A 21,038-nucleotide genomic window follows, 5' to 3' on the forward strand; every position below is an offset into this window, starting at 1 on the left:
CACAGCTTACACGGTGCTGCGCTTCCCTCTCCGGCTCACGCCATCAGCCACACCCGGATCAGCGACACCAGCTTGTCCACGTCCAGTGGCTTGGCTACGTAGTCGTTTGCACCGGCCTGGATGCATTGCTGCTGGTCATCCGGCATCGCCTTCGCGGTGAGGGCGATGATCGGCAGCTTGCCGAAGCGCCCGTCCTGGCGGATCTCGCGGGTGGCGGTGAGGCCATCCTTGATCGGCATCATGATGTCCATCAGTACCAGTTCGATGGGCGACGGGCCGTCGACGGCGGCGGTCAGCGCATCGATGGCTTCCTGGCCGTTGCGCGCGATGCTCACCTTGCAGCCGTGCGGCTCCAGCACGTTCATCAGCGCATAGATGTTGCGCACGTCATCTTCGACGATCAGCACGCGGCGGCCTTCCAGTGCCGTGTCGCGGTGCTGCGCCGTACGGATCATGCCCTGCTGTGATTCGGGCAGGTCGCTCACCACCTTGTGCAGGAACAGCGTGAGCTCATCGAGCAGGCGTTCGGGTGAGCGCGCGCCCTTGATGATGATCGAACTCGAGTACCGCCCCAGCCGCACTTCTTCGGCCGGCGACAGCACCCGGCCGGTGTAGACGATGATCGGCGGCAGCGCGTGCGGACTCTGCTCGCTGAGCAGCTCCAGAAGCTCGAAGCCGGAGGCATCGGGCAGGGTCAGGTCCAGCACCATGCAGTCGAACGTGTTCTGCGCCAACGCCTGCAGGCACTCCGACGCCGAACGCGCACCGATGGTTTCCACATCGGCCAACGCCAGCAGCTGGCGCACCGCGTCCAGCTGCACATCGTCATCTTCCACCACCAGCACCAGGCGCGGCCGCTGCGAGAGGCGGCGCTCCAGCGAAAGCAGCACGTTGCCCAGCTCCTCGCGGGTGGCCGGCTTGCCGAGATAGCCCACCGCACCCAGCGCCAGCGCCTTGCGTGAATGGTCCGTCGCCGACACCACGTGGATGGGAATGTGCCGTGTGCGGATATCGTGCTTGAGCACGTCCAGCACTGACAGGCCGGATTGGTCGGGCAGGCCGATGTCCAGCACGATGGCGTGCGGAAGCTCGGTGCGCGCGGCGGCCAGGGCCTCCGCCGCCGTCTGCGCCACCTGTGCACGGAAGCCCATCTCCACCGCCAGGTCGCTGACGATCTGGCCGAAGGCAGGGTCATCCTCGATGATCAGGATCAGGCCGCGGCCGTTGCTGCTGGCCTTGTTGCCTGGGGCGGCCACGGGGCGCGCTTCCAGCGCCATGGTCACACCACCCACTGCGAATGCCGCGCGTGCAGGCACCATGGCCGACAGCGCTTCAGGCGCTGCAGGGCGCTCGGTGGTTGCCAGTCGTGTGGCTACCACCAACCGGAAGCAGCTGCCCTTGCCAGGCTCGCTTTCCACCGTGATGTCGCCGCCCAGCAGGCGTGCAAGCTCCTGGGAAATGGACAGCCCCAGGCCGGTGCCGCCATAGCGCCGGCTGATCGAACCATCGGCCTGCTGGAAGGCATCGAAGATGCGCGCCTGCTGCTCCGGCGCAATGCCGATGCCGCTGTCGGTCACCGCAAACGCCACCTTGCCGTTGCCGGCCGACGAAACCGACACCGTCACCCCGCCCGTTTCGGTGAACTTCAACGCGTTCGACAGCAGGTTCTTCAGGATCTGCTCGATACGCTGGCGATCAGACTCGATCACCACCGGGCAATCGCCCGTCATCGACACGTCCAGCGTCAGGCCCTTCTCGCTGGCCACCGGGCCAAGCAGCGCCGAGATATCGGTCAGCAGCTTCTCCACGCCGAAGCGTTCGGCGTGCACCTCGATGTGCCCGGCTTCGATCTTGGACAGGTCCAGGATCTCGTTGATGAGGTTGAGCAGGTCGGTGCCGGAAGAGTGGATGGTGCGCGCGAACTTCACCTGCTCCGCGCTCAGGTTGCCGTCGCGGTTGTCGCCCAGCAGCTTGGAAAGAATGAGCGCAGAGTTGAGCGGCGTGCGCAGCTCGTGCGACATGTTGGCCAGGAACTCGGACTTGTACTGGCTCGCGCGCTGCACCTTGTCCGCCTCGGCCACGATGGCCGCGTTGGCCCGCGCGAGCTTGTCGCGCTCGTTCTCCAACTGCTGCGACTGGTCGAACAGCTGGTTGTTGGTCTGCTCCAGCTCGGCCTGCTGCTCTTCCAGCTCGTGCTGGGAGCCGCGCAGTGCCCGGCTCTGCTCCTCCAGTTCCTCGTTGGAGACGCGAAGTTCCTCGCTCTGCACCTGCAGCGCTTCGGTCTGCCGCTGGGTCTGTGCCAACAGCTCGGAGAGCCTGGCCCGGTAGGCTGCCGAGCGCAGCGCCACCGCCATGTCGCCGGAGGCCAGCTGGAGAAGCTCCACCACCTCGGCCGGCACCGCACCGAAGAAGCCCAGTTCGATTACCCCGCTCACCTCACCCTCGTGGATGCTGGGAGCGATCACCAAGTGGCGCGGCTGCGCCTGCCCCAGCCCGGAGCCGACCGTGAAGTAGCCCGGCGGTACATCCGACACCACCAGCACGCGCTTCTCGTCCACCGCGCGGCCGAGCAGGCTGCCGCTGTCGCGCAGCTGGTCGGTGCCGTCCGGGGCGGAAGCGGTGCCCACCGCGCCGATCTGCCGGAAGCCGTTGTCCTCCGGCACGAACAGCATGCCGGCCTGTGCGCCGGTGAAGCCCGCCAGGAAGCCCAGGCTGGCACGCGCCAGCGAACCGCTGTCCAGGTCGCCGCCGGTGGCCGTGGTGAGCTCCAGCCGGCCGCGCTGCAGCCAGGCATCGCGCTCGCGGGCGCGGGTATGGCGGCGCAGCAGGATGGCGATGAAGATCGTCAGCACGATGCCCAGCACCGCACTGGCAGCGCCCGAGCTCAGCGCGGTGTTGTAGGCCGATTCCATCTCCGCCAGGCGGCGGGCGCGCTTGTCCAGCTCGATGGCGCCCATCGAGGCCAGGCGCGCGCGAATGTCATCCATGGCCGCCTTGCCGCGGTTGGAACCGACCACCGCCAAGGTGGGCTCCAGTCCTTGGGTGCGGCGCACTTCGATGGTTTCATGCAGTTCGTCCAGCTTGTCCTGGACCCGTCGTGCCAGCAGCTTGAGACGGTCCACCTGGGCCGGGTCATCGGCCAAGGACTTCTCCACGGTCTCCAGCCGGGTGCTGGCCACACCCAAGGCCGTTCGATAGGGCTCCAGGTAGCTGTCGTCGCCAGTGAGCAGATAGCCGCGCTGGCCGGTTTCGGCATCCTGCACCGCAGAGAGCACATCGCCCAAGGCGGTCATTGTCTCCTGGGAGCGGATCACCAGGGCGTTGCCCTCGCGGATGGTGCGTATGTTCTTGCCGGCCAGGAACCCGCTGCCGAGGAAGAACAGCATGACCGCCAGCAGCGGCCAAAGCGTGCGGAAGCCGGTTCCGGCCTGGGTGGCAACGCTGGGTTTGGGCGTGGTGGGCATGGGTTGGCAGATGGGTGGGTGCAACCCATCAGATTATCACGGAGGCAGGTTGCGGGCCGGCCTGCCCCACCACCCGTCAGCTTGTACTGTCGGCCGGATGGTGAACTCCATCCTCCACGGGAACGTAGGGTATGGCGAAGGGGTTGATGCCTTCCAGACACCCGACGTTGAACCCGTACTGATGAGGATTCGAGCGGCGTTGGTGATGGGTGTAGATGCCGCAGATGCCGCAGAAGTAGTGCTTGGCCGTGTGCGTGTTGAACTCGTAGAGCTTGAGGTGTTCTTCACCCTTTACCAAACGAAGCCCGGACAGGAGCACCGAAGCCACAACTGCTCCCTTGCGACGGCAGATCGAACAGTCGCACCGCCGTGGGCTCTCGATGCCGTTGGGAAGATCAAGCTCCAGCTCCACGGCGCCGCAGTGGCACGTGGCGCGGTGCTTGGGTTGGATGGGGACGCCGCCGACTTCCTTCAGCATGTGCAGTTCTCCTTCGCTCTAACCAAATCCAATCTGGTGTGCGGACCGCATCCACGTTGCATCCACCGGGCCATTGAACCCGACCACGGCATCCACGCCGCAACACGGGCAGAGCGCAGTCTGGTCCTGATCGTCGCCATCGCACCACGCTTCGACGGCGCTGGGCGGAAACTCCGAAAAGCAGTAGTAGCAAGCGGCTACATCGCTCGCCAGCAACTGCTTGCGGTGCATGGATGACTCGCAGGTTCTTCCCACTATCCCACCCCCGGTGCCAGTCTCTAGACCAGATAGGGTTGAGCGCGCTGAGAAAGTGTCAGTGGCAATGGATCGCCGCTCTCCACGAAATCAACCATTTGGCCCACAGGCCATGCCTACTTCCGGCAGCGGTGGGGTCAAATCACTTTGCCTGTAGACCCTGTGGCTCTTGGGCCAGCTCGAACGTGCCTTGGTCAACAATTGCACGAGCCTCATCCGTCGATATGACATGAGTATACCGTTCAAGCTCCTCCCACAATGCGCCGCACGATTGGCATTGGTGCAGATGCGTGTGGAGCTCGACGCTGCATCCCAAGTACAGGAGCGACTGTCGGGACGCTGATTCCCATGCCCATCGACACGAAGGACAGCCTTGCTGCTCCCATGGCGAACTGCCAAAGCTCATGCACAGCTTCCTGAAAACAGCATCATCCCAACCTCTGGATAGCGCGCGTCACATCGCATACTGCGCCAGTCCATTCCCGAACGACCAGTTCTCACGCTTCACCTCCACCAGATTGATGAAGACGTCCTCAAGGCGAATGCCCACTGCCTCGTGCAGGCCATGGGCGATGGCGCTGTAGAAGTCCTTCTTCTGCTCCAGGGTGCGGCCTTCGTTCCAGGTGACCTGGATGCAGATGAAGTCATCGGTACGCGTAATGCCCAGGTAGCCAGGATCGTAGATGAGTCCGTCCGGTTCGTGCTCCTGGATGATCTGGAAGCGATCATCCTTCGGCACGCCGACGCTGAGCATGGCGTCGTACACCACCTGGCCAACCTGCTGCCGGTAGGCGGCGGTCTTGCCTTTGCGGAGGTCAATGCGGGCCAGGGGCATGGCGGACTCCTCACGGATCTGTGTGCCTGGCAATGGAAGCACATGGGCGGGTGCGGTGCCAGTACATGGCGCTGCGTGGGGGCCCGCCCAGCCTCGGTCCTCAGCGGTCCTTCACTTGCGCGCGCCACGTGATGGGCTTGTCTGCCGCAGTGCCTTGGCCTTTGTCCTGGCCGTCGTTCCACAGCGGCCTGACGGTGATCTGGCCGTGGACCACTTCAATCCTGATATGGACACCCACTTCAAAGCCAAACCTGCGCAGCCAGGTGCCGCGCAGCATGACAAATGGGATGGCGCCAAAGTGGTCGCGGTCCCGCTCGGAGATCTGCGGCACGGCACGTACGTTGTTGATCTGGCTGTACTGCATCCACCGCTCGCGCGGGACGCGTTGGTCTTCAGTCGGCTGGGCCGGGTCGCTCTTCATGGTTTGCCTCCAAACGGGGAATGGCCCTCGCCGGTCAGGGCGAGGGCGTCGGGAGGTCAAAAACCGTGCATAACCAGACGGCGGGCGTATTCCCCTGTGAAGGGTCTTGTATTAACCACCCTCCCGACATGGGGCATCCACTATTTTCGGTTATGCGGAGTTTTTGAGCTCCGGCACCCACCATGAAGACGTCGGCTGCGGAACACAAAACGATTGTTTCTGTTGAATTTTCGATTTCAGTAGGCTCAGCCTACTGATTGACGCGTCCAGCCCGTTGCAGCATTCCGAATGGCGCTTCCGTGTGAACCAGCCCACAGAACTCACCCACCCCCGTACAACTTCTCCGCGCTCTGGAACAGGATCCAGCTTGTCGCAATGAACTTGTCCCCCCCCTGCGGGCGGTTGCCTCGGTGGGTGTGGGTGAAGGCGGTAGGCGCGATCAACAGGCTCCCGGTACGCGGCGCCACCTTCCGGTCCTGGAACAGGAACTCGGTCTCCCCCGCCTCGAACTCGTCGTTGAGGTACAGCGTCCACAGCAGGTGCCTGTGCAGGGTTTCCCCGGCCGGGTCGCGCGGGTACAGCTCGCAGTGCCAATAGGGGTATCCACCCTCGCCTGCCGCATACCACTGCAGGTTGATGGCGCCCGGGCGCAGGCACGTACGGGCCAGTCCGGACAGCGCGTTGTCGTCCATGCCGGGAAAATCTTCGGCTTTCAGGCGGCGCGTGGTGCCATCGTTGTCTTGGACCTGCAACATGAGCGGGGAGATCAGCGCCTGTGGATAACGGCGTAGATAACTCAAAACACCGCTGAATACTGCCTGTTGCAGCTGTATTTCGACCTGGCGCCACTCCGGGCGCCCACTTATGCGCAGATCCTTGCTGTGCTTGAGTTCCGGGAACACACCGCTGCCTACTTCGCCGGGTTGGAGCTGGGCGCTGGCGCGCATTTGCGCCTGAATTGCGGCACAGGTCTCAATCGGGATGGCGTTGTGGATTACTTCAATGAAGTCGGGCGGGGTTTCGGCCTGCATGGGGTCATCCGTGGGCGTTTGAGCCCGATGTTGACCTGTGTTGGTGCAGGTGTCACCCCGTTGCCACATGCAACGGGGTGATGTGACCGTCAGCCCTGGGCGTCGTGCTCGCGGTGGTAACGGGTGGCTTCGGCTACCTCGTTGCGCGAGCCGAGGAACACCGGCACGCGCTGGTGCAGGTGGTCGGGCTGGATGTCCAGGATGCGCTCGCGGCCGGTGGTGGCGGCGCCGCCGGCCTGTTCCACCAGCAGGCCCATGGGGTTGGCTTCGTACATCAGGCGCAGCTTGCCGGCCTTGCTGGGGTCCTTCTTGTCCCACGGGTAGATGAAGATGCCGCCGCGGGTAAGGATGCGGTGCACGTCGGCCACCATGCTGGCGATCCAGCGCATGTTGAAGTTCTTGCCGCGCGCGCCTTCCTTGCCGGCCAGCAGGTCCTGCACGTAGCCCTGCATCGGGGCTTCCCAATGGCGCTGGTTGGACATGTTGATGGCAAATTCCTGGGTGTCTTCGGGAATCGTCATGCCGCGCTGGGTGAGCACGAACTCGCCGGTTTCACGGTCCAGGGTGAACGAATGGGTGCCGTGGCCGGTGGTGAGCACCATCTGCGTGCTGGGGCCGTAGATGCAGTAACCCGCCGCGATCTGGGCGGTGCCCGGCTGCAGGAAGCTCTCGTCGGTGGGCTGTTCGGTGCCCGCCGGGCTGCGCAGCACCGAGAAGATGGTGCCGACCGAGACGTTCACGTCGATGTTGGAGCTGCCATCGAGGGGATCGAACAGCAGCAGGAAGTCGCCGCGCGGGTAGGTATCCGGCACGGGCTGGCAGTGGTCCATTTCCTCGGAGGCGCAGGCGGCGAGGTGGCCGCCCCAGGCATTGGCTTCGAGCAGGATCTCGTTGCTGATCACGTCGAGCTTCTTCTGCGCTTCGCCCTGGACGTTGCCGGTGCCGGCGTCGCCGAGCACACCGCCCAGCGCGCCCTTGCTGACCGCGATGGAGATGTTGGTGCAGGCGCGGCCCACCACTGCGATGAGCTGGCGCAGGTCGGCGTTGATGCGGCCTGCGTGCTGCTCTTCAATCAGGTACCGGGTAAGCGACGTACGGGACATGGAATGGCTGCCAAAGACATTTCGGGGGCCGTATTGTGGCCCGTTCGGCAGGGCATTACGAGGCAACCGGACACGTAACCGGTTTCAACCTGCAGGCACGAAAAGAAAAACGGCCGCACGTGGCGGCCGTTGTTCATTTCATCGTTGCAGTGGCTCAGCCCTTGGCGACGGTCGACACAGCCTTGGCCACGTACTCCAGGTTGCCCTGGTTCAGCGCGGCCACGCAGATGCGGCCGGTGCCGACGGCGTAGATGCCGTACTCGTCGCGCAGGCGGTCCACCTGCGCACGGCTCAGGCCGGAGTACGAGAACATGCCGGCCTGGTCGTTGATGAAGGCGAACTCCGGTGCCCCGGCGGCCACCAGCTTGTCCACCAGGCCGTGGCGCAGGGCGTGGATGCGCTCGCGCATCTCGGTCAGCTCCTGCTCCCACAGCTGGCGCAGCTCGGGGCTGGTCAGCACGCCGGCCACCAGGGCCGCGCCGTGGGTGGAGGGGCTGGAGTAGATGGTGCGGATGATGCGCTTGACCTGCGACTGCACGGCCTTGGCGGCGTTCGCATCCGGGGCCACCACCGACAACGCGCCCACGCGCTCGCCATACAGCGAGAACGACTTGGAGTACGAGTTGGCGACCACGAAGCTGTCGATGCCGGCCTCGGCGATGATGCGCACGGCGGCGCCATCTTCGTCGATGCCCTTGTCGAAGCCCTGGTAGGCCATGTCGATGAACGGGAACAGCTGGCGTTCCTTCAGCAGCTCGGCCACCTGCTTCCACTGGGCCACGGTGAGGTCGGCGCCGGTGGGGTTGTGGCAGCAGGCGTGCAGCAGCACGACGGTGCCCGGCTGCAGCTTGTCCAGGTCAGCCAGCATGCCGGCGAAATCCACGCCGTGGGTGGTCGGGTCGAAGTAGGCGTATTCGACCACTTCAAAGCCGGCGGCGCCGAACACCGCGCGGTGGTTTTCCCAGCTCGGGTTGCTGATGGCGATGGTGGCGTGCGGCAGCAGGCGGTGCAGCAGGTCCGCGCCAACGCGCAGGGCACCGCTGCCACCGATGGTCTGCGAGGTGGCCACGCGGCCGGCGGCCAGCAGCGGCGACTCTTTGCCGAAGACCAGTTCGCGGGTGGCCTGGGTGTAGGCAGGCAGGCCGACGATCGGCAGGTAGCCGCGCGGTTTGGCTTCGGCAGCCAGCTGCTGCTCGATCTGCTTCACGGCGCGAAGCAGCGGAATGCGGCCGCTTTCGTCGTAATAGATGCCCACGCCCAGGTTGACCTTGGTGGGGCGGCTGTCGGCGTTGTACGCCTCGGTCAGGCCCAGGATCGGGTCGCCCGGGACCAGTTCCACATTTGCAAAGAAGGACACGGCGGTACTCATTCGGATGACGGATGGGGGAGGTTGGCGCGAAACTACCTCATCGTAACAAAGCCTTGGCATGGGCGCGGCGCCTCCCGTCACGACCGGCACCGTACCCTGTCGTGCGGTGCCCTTTTCTCCGGAGAACCCCCTCTGCGCACGTTCCGTTTTTCCCCGCTGGCCATCGGCTGTGCGCTGCTTTCGGCCACTGCCCTGCCGAACCCGGCACAGGCCCAGGCCGCCCCCGTTTCCCCTGCTCCGATCAAGCGGCTGCCCACCGTTCAGGTGCAGGCCGCACGCGGCCAGCAGGTGGCCGATGTGGACCTGCCGGCCTCACTCAGCACGGTGTGGCTGGATGACGACGCCAACGGCACCCTGGCCCAGATTGCTGACGCATTGAGTGGGGTGCCCGGCGTGGTCGCGCGTGACCGCCAGAACCTGGCCCAGGACACCCAGCTCAGCATCCGCGGCTTCGGCGCGCGTTCCACCTTCGGGGTGCGTGGGGTGCGGGTGCTGGTGGACGGAGTGCCGGCCACCATGCCCGACGGGCAGGGCCAGCTTTCCCACGCGAGCCTGCTCTCGGCCCAGCGCGTGGAGGTGCTGCGCGGGCCGTTCTCGGCGCTGTACGGCAACTCGTCCGGCGGGGTGGTGCAGGTCTGGAGCGCCGACGGCCAGGCCGGCGATCCCTGGCGGCTGCGGGTGGCCGGCGGCAGCGACGGCACGCTCAGTGCCGGGGCGCAGCTGCGCGGCGAGCAGGGGCCCGTGCGTTACAACGTGGCGGCCAACCACTTCCGCACCGATGGCTGGCGCGAGCACAGCGCGGCGCGCCGCGAATCGGTGAACGCGCGGCTGGGCACCGACGTGGGCGGCGGCCAGCTGGACCTGGTGCTGAACTACTTCGATTCGCCAGACGCGCAGGACCCGCTGGGCCTCACCCGCGAGCAGGTGCGGCAGGACCCGCGCCAGGCCACGGCAGTGGCTACCCAGTACAACACCCGCAAATCGGTGCGCCAGGCGCAGGCCGGGCTGGTGTTCACCCGCACCGAGGGCGCCCAGACCTGGCGCGCGATGGGCTATGCCGGGCAGCGCAGCGTGGAGCAGTTCCTGGCCATTCCGCCGGGGCCGCAGGCCAACCCGCTGCATGCCGGCGGCGTGATCGACCTGGACGGCGGCTACGGCGGGCTGGACCTGCGCTGGGCCTGGCAGGGCGACTGGGCCGGGCGGCCGCTGGAAGTGGTGATCGGCGCCAATGCCGACCAACAGCAGCAGGATCGGCGCGGTTTCGAGAATTTCGTGGGCGATACGCTGGGCGTGCGCGGCGCGCTGCGGCGCGACCAGAGCGACCGGGTGCGCAACGTGGACCAGTTCGCGCAGGCGTTCTGGCAGTGGGCGCCGCGCTGGTCGCTGCTGTTGGGGGCGCGCCACAGCGAGGTGCGGTTCCGCTCCAACGACCACTACATCACCGCGCGCAACCCGGATGACAGCGGGTCGCGCGATTACTCGGCCACCACGCCGGTGGCCGGGGTGGTGTTCCACGCCAGTGATGCCTGGCGGGTGTACGCCTCGGCGGGGCGCGGGTTTGAAACCCCTACCTTCAACGAGCTGGGTTACCGGTCCGACGGGGCGGCCGGGTTGGCGCTGAACCTGTCGGCCGCGCGCAGCCGGAACCTGGAGCTGGGCGGCAAGTGGCGTGGCGCGGGTGGCGCGGCCTTCGATGCGGCGGTGTTCCGCGCCGATACCGATGACGAGCTGGCCGTGGCCAGCAACACCAACGGGCGCAGTACCTACCGCAACATCGGCAGGACCCGCCGTCAGGGCGTGGAAGCCAGCCTGCAGGTGCCGATCACCACCGAACTGGAGGCCAGCCTGGCCTACACCTACGTGGAAGCCACGGTGCGCGAGCCGTACCTCGTGTGCGCGGGTACCGGCTGCGCCGTCCCCAACACGGTGGTGGCGGCAGGCTCACGGCTGCCGGGCGTGCCGGAGCAGCAATGGTTCGGGCGGCTGCAGTACCAGCCCGGGGCGTGGCAGTGGGCCGGGGAGGTGGTGGCTTCGAGCGATACGGTGGTGAACGACCTCGCCACCGACCAGGCGCCGGGCTATGCCCTGTTCAACCTGGAAGCGGCCCGCAAGTGGACCACCGCACAGGGCGCGTTGCGGGTGTTTGCGCGGGTGGACAACGTGCTGGACCAGCGTTACATCGGCTCGGTGATCGTCAACGACGGCAACCAGCGCTTCTTCGAGCCGGGGCCGGACCGGCGCTACAGCGTGGGCGTGCAGTGGCAGTGGCAATGATTGGGGCGGCGCACGACCAACGGTCGTGCGCTACCTGGTAGGTCACGACCGTTGGTCGTGGCGGGCGCGGTGCATGACCGCCCGCGCACCGGGCCCATTCACTTCGGAATTTTGGCCGGCACAAATGGCGATGTCGGGTCACTGGCGGGGAAGGTCTCTTCCAGCGCTTCGTCCTGGTTGTCGCTCTCGTGCGCCTTGCGCGCGGCGCGATGGTGCTCGTGCTCTTCCCCGCCCGGGTGCGGCGCGGCGGCGGGATCCTTGCGGTCGCGGGAGGGATGTACCTCGCTGGCGTGGACCGGGTCGATGCCGGTGCGCATGTGCTCGGGCGCTTCGGAGGGCGACATGCCGGCGCCCCGGTCTTCTTCGTTCTGCAGGTCGTGCTTGGCGCGCTGCTCGCCCGGCACCGGGGCGGTGGCTTCGCGCAGGGGATCGCGTTGCATGGTGGTGGTCTCCGTGGAGGGGTGGCTGGACTGTACGCACCCCCGAGGGGAGGCCGACGTGAAGCGCAGCGCGCCGATCTCAACGGATCTGTCACGGCTGGATAACGGCGCCGGGGCTATTCCTGCCAACCCCCACCCCTGCCGGAGACGTGCCATGCCCCGCCTGGATCGCCGTACCGCACCCGCGCTGTTCAATGCCTACCTGCAGCCGGACCGGAACGCGCGCCGCGGCCGTCGTCCGCGCGCCGAAGAGCCGGAGGCCGTGGCGCAGGATTACCTGCAGTACATGCGCAGCGATTACGAACGCCGCCGCAGTCAGGGAAGGCGAAGCTGGAAGGATCTGTACCCGGCGTACGCCTTCGCGCTGACCACCCACTACGCCGACTGGCCGCGTGGCAGCGACGACGACACCGACGGCGAACTGGCCGAGCACTGGGAACAGATGCGTGGCCAATCGCGGCTGGGCTGGCAGCAGGCCCGGGCCATTGTCGAAGACGCCTGGATGGCGCTGGACCACATGCCGGCCGCCGCGGTCCACGGCCAGCTGCAGTAAACCCCGCGCGCGTGCAGCCGGCCTTTACGGGCCGGACACGGGCGTTTCACGCCCTGCGCGGTACAGCTGGCCTCCCGTTTGCACTGGAGTGGCGCCGCCATGGCCCGACCGATCTGGACTGGAACCCTGTCATTCGGGCTGCTGAACGTGCCGGTGTCGCTGATGTCGGGCGAGCGCAAGACCGACCTCAGTTTCCGCATGCTCGATTCGCGCGACCGCAAGCCGATCCGCTTCGAGCGGGTCAACGCCGATACCGGCGAAGAAGTGCCGTGGAAGGACATCGTCAAGGCCTACGAGTACGACAAGGGCAGTTATGTCGTGCTGGATGAGGCCGATATCAAATCGGCCGCGCCGGAAAGCCACGAGACGGTGGAAGTGGAAAGCTTCGTCGATGCCAGCCAGATCGACCCGCGCTACTTCGAAAAGCCCTACCTGCTGGTACCGGGCAAAAAGGCCGAGAAGGGCTACGTGCTGCTGCGCGAAACCCTGCGCAGTACCGGCAAGGTGGGCATTGCGCGCGTGGTGGTACGCACGCGCGAATACCTGTGCGCGGTAATGCCGCACGAACATGCGCTGGTGCTGTTGATCCTGCGTTACCCGCAGGAGCTGGTGGACCCGGAAGAACACAAGCTGCCCACCGGCTCGCTGTCCGACTATCGGATCAGCAGCAAGGAAACGGCGATGGCCGAGCAGCTGATCGAGTCCATGTCCGGCGAGTGGAAGCCGGATGACTACCACGATGAATTCCGCGAACGCCTGCAGGCGGTGCTGACCAAGCGCATCAAGCAGAAGGGCGGCACCACCACGGTGGAAGACGAACCGGCCGCGCCGCATGACGCCACTACCAACGTGGTGGACTTCATGTCGCTGCTGCAGAAGAGCCTGGATGCGAAGAAGCGAACGCCGGCCAAGAAGACGGCGGTGTCGAAGGTGGTGAAGAAGGCTGCGCCTGCGAAGAAGGCGGCCCCGGCCAAGAAGGCGACCAAGGCAACCAAGACCGCCAGCAAAACCACCAAGGCGACGAAGAAGGCTGCCAAGAGCGCGCCGACGCGCAAGGCCGGGTGAGCGGCCATGTCGTTGCAGGAGTACCGGCGCAAGCGCCGCTTCGGTGAGACACCCGAACCCGACGACGAGCGCCGGAGCGCAGTCGCACGCCGACCCATCTTCGTGGTGCAGCTGCATCACGCCAGTGCGCGACACTACGATTTCCGGCTGGAAGCCGATGGCGTGCTGAAGAGCTGGGCGGTGCCGAAGGGACCCTCGCTGCGCGTAGGTGAGAAGCGGCTGGCGGTGGAAGTAGAGGACCACCCGCTGTCCTACGCCACGTTCGAGGGCGACATCCCCGAAGGCCACTACGGCGCCGGCCATGTGGATGTGTACGACCACGGCACCTGGGCGTGCGATGGCGACCCGCTGGAGGCGATCGCCGCCGGGAAAGTGGACTTCGTTCTGCATGGGAGCAGGCTCAAGGGCGGCTGGAAGCTGGTGCGCACCAACATGAAGGGGAAGCAGCATCAGTGGCTGCTGATCAAGCGTGATGACGAAGAAGCGTGCGATTCCGATGCGGATGCGCTGCTGGAGGAAGTCGTGCCCCCCAAGCGAACATCGACGAAGACCGTAAAGAAAACCACGTCCACCACGATCAAAAAGACCAGCTCGACCAGGACGTCCAGGACGACCAAGCGCGTGGCGCGCCGCAATGCCGACGCGCGCTGGGCAAAGCGCGCGCTGTCGCTGGAGCATGCCCGCGACAAGCCTTACCCCCACGACTTCAAACCCCAGCTCACGGACCACCGCGACAGTGCACCCGACGGCGAGGCCTGGCTGCACGAGATCAAATGGGATGGTTACCGCCTGCTTGCTGATGTCCGCGATGGCGTGGTGGCGCTGCGCTCGCGCAATGGCCTGAACTGGACCGACGACTTCCCCGAAGTCGTGCAGGCCATCGAAGCGCTGCCGGTCACCGACCTGCGCCTGGATGGCGAGCTGGTGGTGTTGGACGCGCAGGGCCGCAGCGATTTCACCGGCCTGCAGAAAGTCATCGACGGCACCGCCAAACAGCCGTTGCGCTACGTGGTGTTCGACATGCCCGGCGTGGCCGGTGTCGATATCAGCCGTGCGCCGCTGCTGGGGCGCAAGTCACTGCTGAAGGAACTGCTGGGTGATACGCCTGGCACGCTGGCATACAGCGACCACGTGCTCGATCACGGCCCGGCGGTGTTCGAAGCCAGCGGCAAGGCGGGCTTCGAAGGCATCATCAGCAAGCGGGTGCATGCGCCTTACGTCAACGCGCGCTCGCCCAGCTGGGTGAAGGTGAAGCACGAGAACACCGATGAGTTCCTGGTGGTGGGCTACACCGACCCCAAGGGCTCACGCAGCGGCTTCGGCTCGCTGCTGATGGCCACTCCGGATAAGGGAGGCCTACGTTACGTGGGTCGGGTGGGGACCGGCTTCGATGATGCCAAGCTGGCTGCGATGCACCGCCAGCTGAAGGCATTGGATACCGACAAGGCCGCCGTTGAACTGCCCCCGCACGTGCCGTTCAAGGCGAGCAGCGTGCATTGGGTCAAACCCACGCTGGTGGCGGAGGTCGCGTTCCGTGGCTGGGCCAAGGAAGGGTTGCTGCGCCAGGCCAGCTTCAAGCGCCTGCGCGGGGACAAGACGGCCAACGACCTGGGCGCGGCGGCCAGTGCGGTACCTGCCAAGGCAGCGAAGGCGACGAAGGCACCTGCAAAGGCGAAAGCGTCCGCTCAGGAAGCCGACGGCGTGAACATCTCCCACCCCGAACGCGTGGTGTTCGCCAAGGCCAGACTCACCAAGGGTGATGTCGCCGACTACTACCGCCAGATGGCGCGCTGGATCCTGCCCGAGGTCGCCCGACGGCCGCTGTCACTGCTGCGCTGCCCCGATGGCGTCGATAAACAGTGCTTCTTCCAGAAGCACCACGGCACCGGGTTGGGCGACGCGGTGGAAGCCATCCCGCTGGAGCAGAAGAGCGGCCGCGAGGACTACCTCTACATCGAAGACGCCGAAGGCCTGCTGCAGCTGGTGCAGATGAACACCCTGGAGCTGCACCCATGGGGTGCCAGCGTGGACGACCCCGAGCATCCGGACCGGCTGGTGTTCGACCTGGATCCCGGTGAGGGCGTGACCTGGGCGGCAATCAAAGCCGCAGCACGCGATGTGCGCGACCGCCTGCAGGAGATCGGGCTGGAAAGCTTCGTGCGCCTGTCCGGTGGCAAGGGCCTGCACGTGGTGGTGCCGCTGAAGCCGAAGGCGGATTGGGCGCAGGCGAAGGACTTCTGCGAGTCGTTCGCCCAGGCGATGGCCGAGCACGCACCCGACCGCTACGTCGCCACCATGAGCAAGGCCAAGCGCAACGGCGTCATCTTCATTGATTGGCTGCGCAATGCGCGCGGCGCCACAAGCGTGTGTTCGTGGTCGCTGCGTGCCAGGCCATCAGCCGGCGTGGCAGTGCCGCTGCGCTGGGAAGAGCTGGGGCGTGTAACCGCCGCCGACGCATTTTCCCTGCCCAAAGCGTTGCAGCGCGCCCAAAAGTTGAAACAGGATCCATGGGCGGGCATCGACCAGATCAAGCAGACGCTGCCAACCTCGTAGCGACACGCCATGCGTGTCAGCGGGGCCTCACCGAGGCCGATACCGCGCCCCCAACCACACCCCTGCCGCCTGCACCGGCAACGACACCAACAACGTCACCACGAACCAGAACGGGTAATCGCTGCCCAGATCCCACGCGGCATACACCGACGCGGCGGCAATCAATACCCACACCACCCCGCCATGTACGTACGGCCACATCGGCGCATAGCGAGCAGCGAACGCCGTAGCGGCAACGCCACCCATGATCGTCCAGCCCAGGTCCCACGCCAGCCGCACCTCGCCCTCGCCCAACCCCAGCCAGGGCGCGATCCATCCGCCGGCACCGCTCACCATGCCCAGCACGAACAGCGCCACGACGACGCAGAGCACCGAGAGCACGACGGTCTTGGTGGTGGACAGTGCGGACATCGAACTCACCCCACCAGCGCCGCCGAAGCCCGGGCCAGTTCCTCGATCCCCGCCCAATCACGCGCCTGCAGCAGCGCCCGAGTGGTCAACCACGAACCGCCCACGCACAGCACATTGGGCAGGTGCAGGAAATCGCGCGCGGTCTGCGCGCTGATCCCGCCGGTCGGGCAGAACCGCACATCGCCGAACGGGCCGTTCCACGCCGACAGCATCGCCGTGCCACCGGCCTGCACGGCCGGGAAGAACTTGAACGTATCCAGCCCGTGCTCCAGCCCCAGCATCAGCTCGGAAGACGTAGCCACGCCCGGCAGGAACGGCAGATCGGTATCGCGCGCGGCGGCGTACAAGCGTTCGGTTGCACCGGGTGCCACCGCGAAGCGCCCCCCCACGGCCTTCACCCGTTCCATCTGCGCGGCGGTCAGCACGGTGCCCGCACCCACCACTGCATCCGGCACGGCTTCCACCATCGCCTGGATCGCGTCCATCGCAATGGCGGTGCGCAGGGTCACCTCGATCACCGGCAGCCCGCCGTTGAACAGCGCCTGGGCGACGTGCACCGCCTCGTCCACGCTTTCAGGGGTGTACACCGGAATCACCGGGGCCAGTTTCAGGACTGCGCGTACGCGCGGATCAGCGCCGGACATCGAATCGCTCCTCGCCCGTCAGGGCCAGTACGTCAGCTTCACTGACGGGGTTGAAATCACCGGGGATGGAATGCTTCAGGCTGGCCGCGGCCAGGCCGAAACGCACGATCTGCTCCGGTTCGAAGCCCTGCATCATGCCATGCAGGATGCCGGCGGCGAATGCATCGCCGCCGCCGATGCGGTCGACGATGCCGATCATCTCGCGGATAGGCGCCACCGCGCGGGTGCCATCGCGGCCCAACAGCATCGCCCCCAGCCGGTGGTGATCCACGCTGACCGGTGCCCGCTGCGTGCAGGCCATCCACTGCAGGCGCGGGAAGGCGGCGAAGGCCTGCGCGGCGGCGGCGTCGACGCGGTCGGCCAGCTCCGGCTGCTCGAACTGCCCGCCCAGCACCACGCCGATATCGCGGTAGTCGGCGAAGGCCACGGTGGCGCAGCCGAACAGCTCGCGCAGGATGCGCGGTGCATCCCCTTCCCAGCGCGCCCACAGCGAGGGGCGGAAGTTGCCATCGAAGGAGACCTTGACCCCGCGCTCGCACGCCGCGCGCGCCGCCGCCAGGGTGGCCTCGGCCATCGCCGGGTTCAGCGCCGGGCTCACCCCGGACAGGTGCAGCCACTGCGCGCCGCGCAGCAGCGCATCCCAGTCATAGTCGGCCGCCGTGCCCTGCGCGAATGCCGAGTCCACGCGGTCGTAGACCACTTCGCTGGCGCGCTGCACTGCCCCGGTGGTGAGGAAGTACAGTCCCATGCGGCCGGGGCGGGTCTGCACAGCGGAGGTGTCCACCCCATGCTTGCGCAGTTCCCCGGCTACGAACTGGCCCAGCGGGTTGGCTGGCAGCGTGCTGACCATCTGCACCGTGTGCCCGAAGTGGGCCAGCGACACGCCCACGTTGGCCTCCGCGCCGCCAGCATGCACCGCCAGCTGCGGCGTCTGCAGCAGCAGCTCACGGCCCGGCGCGCTCATGCGCAGCAACAACTCCCCGAAACAGACAACACGACTCATGGCGATGGATCCCTTCGTGGTGGGCATGACCTGCGGGTCAGGGCCCGGACAGTAATGGCTAGCGGTGTCATTCTAGCGGTGCGGCGGCCTTCGTCCACCCGCCCGGTTTGTCGGAACCTATGTCCCGCAAGCGTCTGCGGGACATTGAAAGTCTGTTGCGGTGCAAGATGCCCGATCCCCAACGGACTGTTAACGTCCGCCCTGACCAGCGGTGTCATTGCACTGACATGTCGCCGGATAGCTGTTTCATGTAGCACCTTGGGAGAGGGAAAACATGCAATATCGAAACATCCATAAAAAGACACCGGTTACCTTGCTCGCCCTGTCCATCGGCCTGGCGCTGAGCGGTACCACCCTGGCGCAGGATCCGGCCCCGACCGCGGCCACCGACCTGGATACCGTCACCGTCACCGGCTACCGCGCCAGCGTCGAGAAGGCGCTGGACATCAAGCGCAGCGAATCGGGCGTGGTCGACGCCATCGTTGCCGAGGATATCGGCAAGTTCCCCGACCTGAACCTGGCCGAGTCGCTGCAGCGCGTGCCCGGCGTGGTCATCACCCGCGAAGCCGGCGAAGGCCGCAACATCTCGGTGCGCGGCCTGGGCCCGGATTTCACCCGCGTGCGCATCAACGGGATGGAAGCGCTGACCACGGTGGGCGCCGGCGACCAGAGCGGCGGCACCAATCGCGGCCGTGGCTTCGACTTCAACGTGTTCGCCTCGGACCTGTTCTCGCAGCTGATCGTGCGCAAGACCGCATCGGCCGACGTGGAAGAAGGTTCGCTGGGCGCCACGGTCGACCTGCGCACCGCGCGTCCGTTCGACTACGACGGCTACACCTTCGCCGCCAGCGGCCAGGCCAGCTACAACGCCATGGCCCAGAAGGCCGACCCGCGCCTGGCCGCACTGATCTCCAACACCTGGGCCGACGGCACCTTCGGCGGCCTGTTGTCGGTGGCCTACTCCGAGCGCCAGGCGCTGGAAGAAGGCTCCAACACCGGCCGCTGGGCCAACGGCCCGAGCAACGGCAACTTCAGCGCGTCTTCGCCGTTCACCGCCGCGCGTTCGGCCAACGTCTACCACCCGCGCTTTCCGCGCTACGTGCAGATGGAACACGAACAGAAGCGCCTGGGCGTGACCGGCACCCTGCAGTGGAAGCCCACCGACGCCACTGAAATCTCGCTGGACGCCCTGTATTCGAAGATCGACGCCGAGCGCGACGAGCACTACATCGAAGCCATTTCCTTCAGCCGCGGCACCAGCAGCACCCCGCGCCTGGTTGGCAAGCCGAACATGATCGTCAAGGACGGGGTGATCGAGAACAATGCGCTGGTCTACGGTGAATTCGACAACGTCGATATCCGCACCGAAAACCGCCACGACGAGTGGAGCACCGAGTTCAAGCAGATCGCCCTGAACGGCCAGCACCGTTTCGGTGATGACTTCACCTTGTCCGGCAAGGTCGGCATCTCGCGCTCCAAGCACGAGAACCCGATCCAGACCACCATCATCATGGACAAGTACGATGTCGATGGTTACAGCTACGATTACCGGGGCAACAGCCGGTTCCCCAAGCTGAACTACGGCATCGACCCGACCAACCCGGCCGGCTGGGAACTGGCGGAAATCCGCCTGCGTCCGCAGTACGTGGACAATGACTTCGACACCGGCCAGGTCGATTTCAACTGGAACATCAGCCCCGGTTTCCGCCTGAAGGGCGGCATCCTGGCCAAGAACTACACCTTCAGCACCGTGGAACTGCGCCGCGCCAGCGAACTGGCCGTGCCCAACTTCCCCAACGGCACCAAGATCGTGCCGGTGGACATGACCCAGCAGGCCGGCCTGAAGGGCATCACCGGTACGCCTGACCAGTGGGTGGTGCCGAACCTGGACGCCATTGCCGACCAGTTCGACATCTACAGCAACTCCGGCATCTTCGCCGTCGCCCCGCGCGCCAACAACGTGCGCAGCGTGGATGAAGAAGACCGCGGCGGCTACCTGATGGGCGAGTTCTCCACCGACCTGGGCAGCATTCCGTTCTCCGGCAACTTCGGCGTGCGCTATGTAAAGACCAAGCAGAGCTCCACGGGTCTTTCCACGCTGGCCACCGGTACGGTATCCACCACGGTGGACCGCAGCTACGACGACACCCTGCCCTCGTTCAACGTGGTGGCCGAAGTGGCGCCGGACTTCCTGATCCGCCTGGGTGCGGCCAAGGTGATGAGCCGCCCGGGCCTGGGCAGCCTGACCCCGGGTGCCACGGTGGCCGTGGCCGGCGGTGCACGCACCATCTCCAGCGGCAACCCGAACCTGGACCCGATCCGCGCCACCAACGTGGACCTGGGCTTCGAGTGGTACTTCAGCGAAGGTGCCATGGCCGGTATCGGCCTGTTCTACAAGGACATCGAAAGCTTCGTGCAGACCACCCGCGAAGTGGCGCCGTACAGCGCCAGCGGGCTGCCTGCGGAGCTGCTGATCGGTACCGGTGCCTCGCCGGCTGATGACTTCACCTACACCAAGCCGGTCAATACCCCCGGTGGCGAGCTGCACGGTCTGGAAGCGAACTACACCCAGCCCTTCACCTTCCTGCCGGGCAACTGGTCCAACCTGGGCATCCAGTTGAACTACACCTGGGTGGAATCGCAGATCCAGTACATCAACTCCAGCGGCCAGCCGGTGATGAAGGCCGACCTGACCGGCCTGTCCAAGTCGAGCTGGAACGCCACGCTGTTCTACGAAGGCAAGGTGTTCTCCGGCCGTGTGTCGGCCACCAACCGCGACGATTACCTGACCCAGGTGCCCGGCACCGAAGCAGGCTTCAACGTGGACGGTACCCACGGCATGACCGGCACCACTTTCATCGATGCCTCGATCCGCTACGCGATCAGCGACAAGCTGGAGCTGAGCCTGGAAGGCATGAACCTGACCAACGAAGCCAGCGACGAGTGGGTGTACTCGCCGGCCACCGGTCGCCTGCCGCTGCAGTACACCGAAACCGGCCGGCAGTTCATGCTGGGCGCGCGCTACAAGTTCTGATCCATCGCAACCGGCAGCGGCGTGGGCAACCACGCCGCTGCTGCGGCGCAAGATGCCGCACCGCGTCCCCTTTGCTAGTTTCTGACGGCCTTGCGTTGGCATTGC

At 66.2% G+C, this 21,038-nt stretch carries 16 protein-coding genes; 5 read left to right on the plus strand and 11 right to left on the minus strand.

Annotation, left to right across the window (positions count from 1 at the left end; all coding sequences use genetic code 11):
• Positions 1-35: 35 nt before the first annotated feature.
• The 7 genes from NMB40_RS18380 to NMB40_RS18410 all read right to left on the minus strand — a co-directional run bounded on the left by NMB40_RS18380 (position 36) and on the right by NMB40_RS18410 (position 8,944).
• A complete protein-coding gene (locus NMB40_RS18380) occupies positions 36-3,464 on the minus strand; it encodes a response regulator (RefSeq protein WP_494359364.1) in 3,429 nt (1,142 codons plus the stop codon).
• 76 nt (positions 3,465-3,540) lie between these two features.
• Positions 3,541-3,942 carry a GFA family protein gene (locus tag NMB40_RS18385; RefSeq protein ID WP_494359365.1) on the minus strand — a complete coding sequence of 134 codons (402 nt, stop codon included), beginning with the start codon at positions 3,940-3,942 and terminating at the stop codon, positions 3,541-3,543.
• Positions 3,943-4,651: 709 nt separating this feature from the next.
• On the minus strand, positions 4,652-5,032 hold the full coding sequence (locus tag NMB40_RS18390) for a tautomerase family protein (protein ID WP_494359366.1): 381 nt from the start codon (positions 5,030-5,032) through the stop codon (positions 4,652-4,654).
• Between the two features lie 100 nt (positions 5,033-5,132).
• Positions 5,133-5,453, minus strand: coding sequence for a SymE family type I addiction module toxin (locus NMB40_RS18395; RefSeq protein ID WP_494359367.1), 321 nt, complete (start codon positions 5,451-5,453; stop codon positions 5,133-5,135).
• A 320-nt stretch (positions 5,454-5,773) separates the two neighbouring features.
• On the minus strand, positions 5,774-6,484 hold the full coding sequence (locus NMB40_RS18400) for a 2OG-Fe(II) oxygenase (RefSeq protein ID WP_494359368.1): 711 nt from the start codon (positions 6,482-6,484) through the stop codon (positions 5,774-5,776).
• 89 nt (positions 6,485-6,573) lie between these two features.
• Positions 6,574-7,587: a class 1 fructose-bisphosphatase gene (locus NMB40_RS18405; RefSeq protein WP_448141537.1), complete on the minus strand. Its 1,014-nt coding sequence runs from the start codon at positions 7,585-7,587 to the stop codon at positions 6,574-6,576.
• A 154-nt stretch (positions 7,588-7,741) separates the two neighbouring features.
• Complete coding sequence (locus NMB40_RS18410; RefSeq protein WP_494359369.1) at positions 7,742-8,944, minus strand: amino acid aminotransferase; 1,203 nt, start codon at positions 8,942-8,944, stop codon at positions 7,742-7,744.
• A 144-nt stretch (positions 8,945-9,088) separates the two neighbouring features.
• Here NMB40_RS18410 and NMB40_RS18415 point away from each other — a divergent pair, with 144 nt between their 5' ends.
• On the plus strand, positions 9,089-11,230 hold the full coding sequence (locus NMB40_RS18415) for a TonB-dependent receptor family protein (protein WP_494361100.1): 2,142 nt from the start codon (positions 9,089-9,091) through the stop codon (positions 11,228-11,230).
• A 98-nt stretch (positions 11,231-11,328) separates the two neighbouring features.
• Here the strand turns inward: NMB40_RS18415 and NMB40_RS18420 are convergent, their stop codons facing one another.
• Positions 11,329-11,670 (minus strand): hypothetical protein, encoded by a 342-nt coding sequence (locus tag NMB40_RS18420; RefSeq protein WP_494359370.1) that lies wholly within the window; start codon positions 11,668-11,670, stop codon positions 11,329-11,331.
• 154 nt (positions 11,671-11,824) lie between these two features.
• Here NMB40_RS18420 and NMB40_RS18425 point away from each other — a divergent pair, with 154 nt between their 5' ends.
• The 3 genes from NMB40_RS18425 (at position 11,825) to ligD (ending at position 15,841) form a co-directional block, all read left to right on the plus strand.
• Complete coding sequence (locus NMB40_RS18425) at positions 11,825-12,223, plus strand: hypothetical protein (RefSeq protein WP_068848077.1); 399 nt, start codon at positions 11,825-11,827, stop codon at positions 12,221-12,223.
• 99 nt (positions 12,224-12,322) lie between these two features.
• Positions 12,323-13,288, plus strand: coding sequence for a non-homologous end joining protein Ku (gene ku / locus NMB40_RS18430; RefSeq protein ID WP_494359371.1), 966 nt, complete (start codon positions 12,323-12,325; stop codon positions 13,286-13,288).
• Positions 13,289-13,294: 6 nt separating this feature from the next.
• A complete protein-coding gene (gene ligD, locus NMB40_RS18435; protein WP_494359372.1) occupies positions 13,295-15,841 on the plus strand; it encodes a DNA ligase D in 2,547 nt (848 codons plus the stop codon).
• A gap of 27 nt (positions 15,842-15,868) precedes the next feature.
• Here the strand turns inward: ligD and NMB40_RS18440 are convergent, their stop codons facing one another.
• Genes NMB40_RS18440 through NMB40_RS18450 form a run of 3 tightly spaced genes read right to left on the minus strand, consistent with a single transcriptional unit; the run spans position 15,869 to position 17,899 of the window.
• A complete protein-coding gene (locus NMB40_RS18440; protein ID WP_494359373.1) occupies positions 15,869-16,252 on the minus strand; it encodes a hypothetical protein in 384 nt (127 codons plus the stop codon).
• Positions 16,253-16,257: 5 nt separating this feature from the next.
• Positions 16,258-16,896 carry a bifunctional 4-hydroxy-2-oxoglutarate aldolase/2-dehydro-3-deoxy-phosphogluconate aldolase gene (gene eda / locus NMB40_RS18445; protein WP_494359374.1) on the minus strand — a complete coding sequence of 213 codons (639 nt, stop codon included), beginning with the start codon at positions 16,894-16,896 and terminating at the stop codon, positions 16,258-16,260.
• On the minus strand, positions 16,883-17,899 hold the full coding sequence (locus tag NMB40_RS18450; protein ID WP_494359375.1) for a sugar kinase: 1,017 nt from the start codon (positions 17,897-17,899) through the stop codon (positions 16,883-16,885). The genes eda and NMB40_RS18450 overlap by 14 nt, the downstream gene beginning before the upstream one ends.
• Before the next feature lie 274 nt (positions 17,900-18,173).
• Here NMB40_RS18450 and NMB40_RS18455 point away from each other — a divergent pair, with 274 nt between their 5' ends.
• Positions 18,174-20,933, plus strand: coding sequence for a TonB-dependent receptor (locus NMB40_RS18455; protein WP_494359376.1), 2,760 nt, complete (start codon positions 18,174-18,176; stop codon positions 20,931-20,933).
• Positions 20,934-21,038 lie beyond the last annotated feature (105 nt).

The sequence above is a fragment of the Stenotrophomonas sp. FBCC-B152 genome (assembly GCF_059134105.1).

Bases quoted from the DNA above. Each gene is read 5' to 3' on its own strand.
- NMB40_RS18380 (WP_494359364.1), bottom strand. From the start codon at position 3,464: ATGCCCACCACGCCCAAACCCAGCGTTGCCACCCAGGCCGGAACCGGC.
- NMB40_RS18385 (WP_494359365.1), bottom strand. From the start codon at position 3,942: ATGCTGAAGGAAGTCGGCGGCGTCCCCATCCAACCCAAGCACCGCGCC.
- NMB40_RS18390 (WP_494359366.1), bottom strand. From the start codon at position 5,032: ATGCCCCTGGCCCGCATTGACCTCCGCAAAGGCAAGACCGCCGCCTAC.
- NMB40_RS18395 (WP_494359367.1), bottom strand. From the start codon at position 5,453: ATGAAGAGCGACCCGGCCCAGCCGACTGAAGACCAACGCGTCCCGCGC.
- NMB40_RS18400 (WP_494359368.1), bottom strand. From the start codon at position 6,484: ATGCAGGCCGAAACCCCGCCCGACTTCATTGAAGTAATCCACAACGCC.
- NMB40_RS18405 (WP_448141537.1), bottom strand. From the start codon at position 7,587: ATGTCCCGTACGTCGCTTACCCGGTACCTGATTGAAGAGCAGCACGCA.
- NMB40_RS18420 (WP_494359370.1), bottom strand. From the start codon at position 11,670: ATGCAACGCGATCCCCTGCGCGAAGCCACCGCCCCGGTGCCGGGCGAG.
- NMB40_RS18425 (WP_068848077.1), top strand. From the start codon at position 11,825: ATGCCCCGCCTGGATCGCCGTACCGCACCCGCGCTGTTCAATGCCTAC.
- ku (WP_494359371.1), top strand. From the start codon at position 12,323: ATGGCCCGACCGATCTGGACTGGAACCCTGTCATTCGGGCTGCTGAAC.
- ligD (WP_494359372.1), top strand. From the start codon at position 13,295: ATGTCGTTGCAGGAGTACCGGCGCAAGCGCCGCTTCGGTGAGACACCC.
- NMB40_RS18440 (WP_494359373.1), bottom strand. From the start codon at position 16,252: ATGTCCGCACTGTCCACCACCAAGACCGTCGTGCTCTCGGTGCTCTGC.
- eda (WP_494359374.1), bottom strand. From the start codon at position 16,896: ATGTCCGGCGCTGATCCGCGCGTACGCGCAGTCCTGAAACTGGCCCCG.
- NMB40_RS18450 (WP_494359375.1), bottom strand. From the start codon at position 17,899: ATGAGTCGTGTTGTCTGTTTCGGGGAGTTGTTGCTGCGCATGAGCGCG.
- NMB40_RS18455 (WP_494359376.1), top strand. From the start codon at position 18,174: ATGCAATATCGAAACATCCATAAAAAGACACCGGTTACCTTGCTCGCC.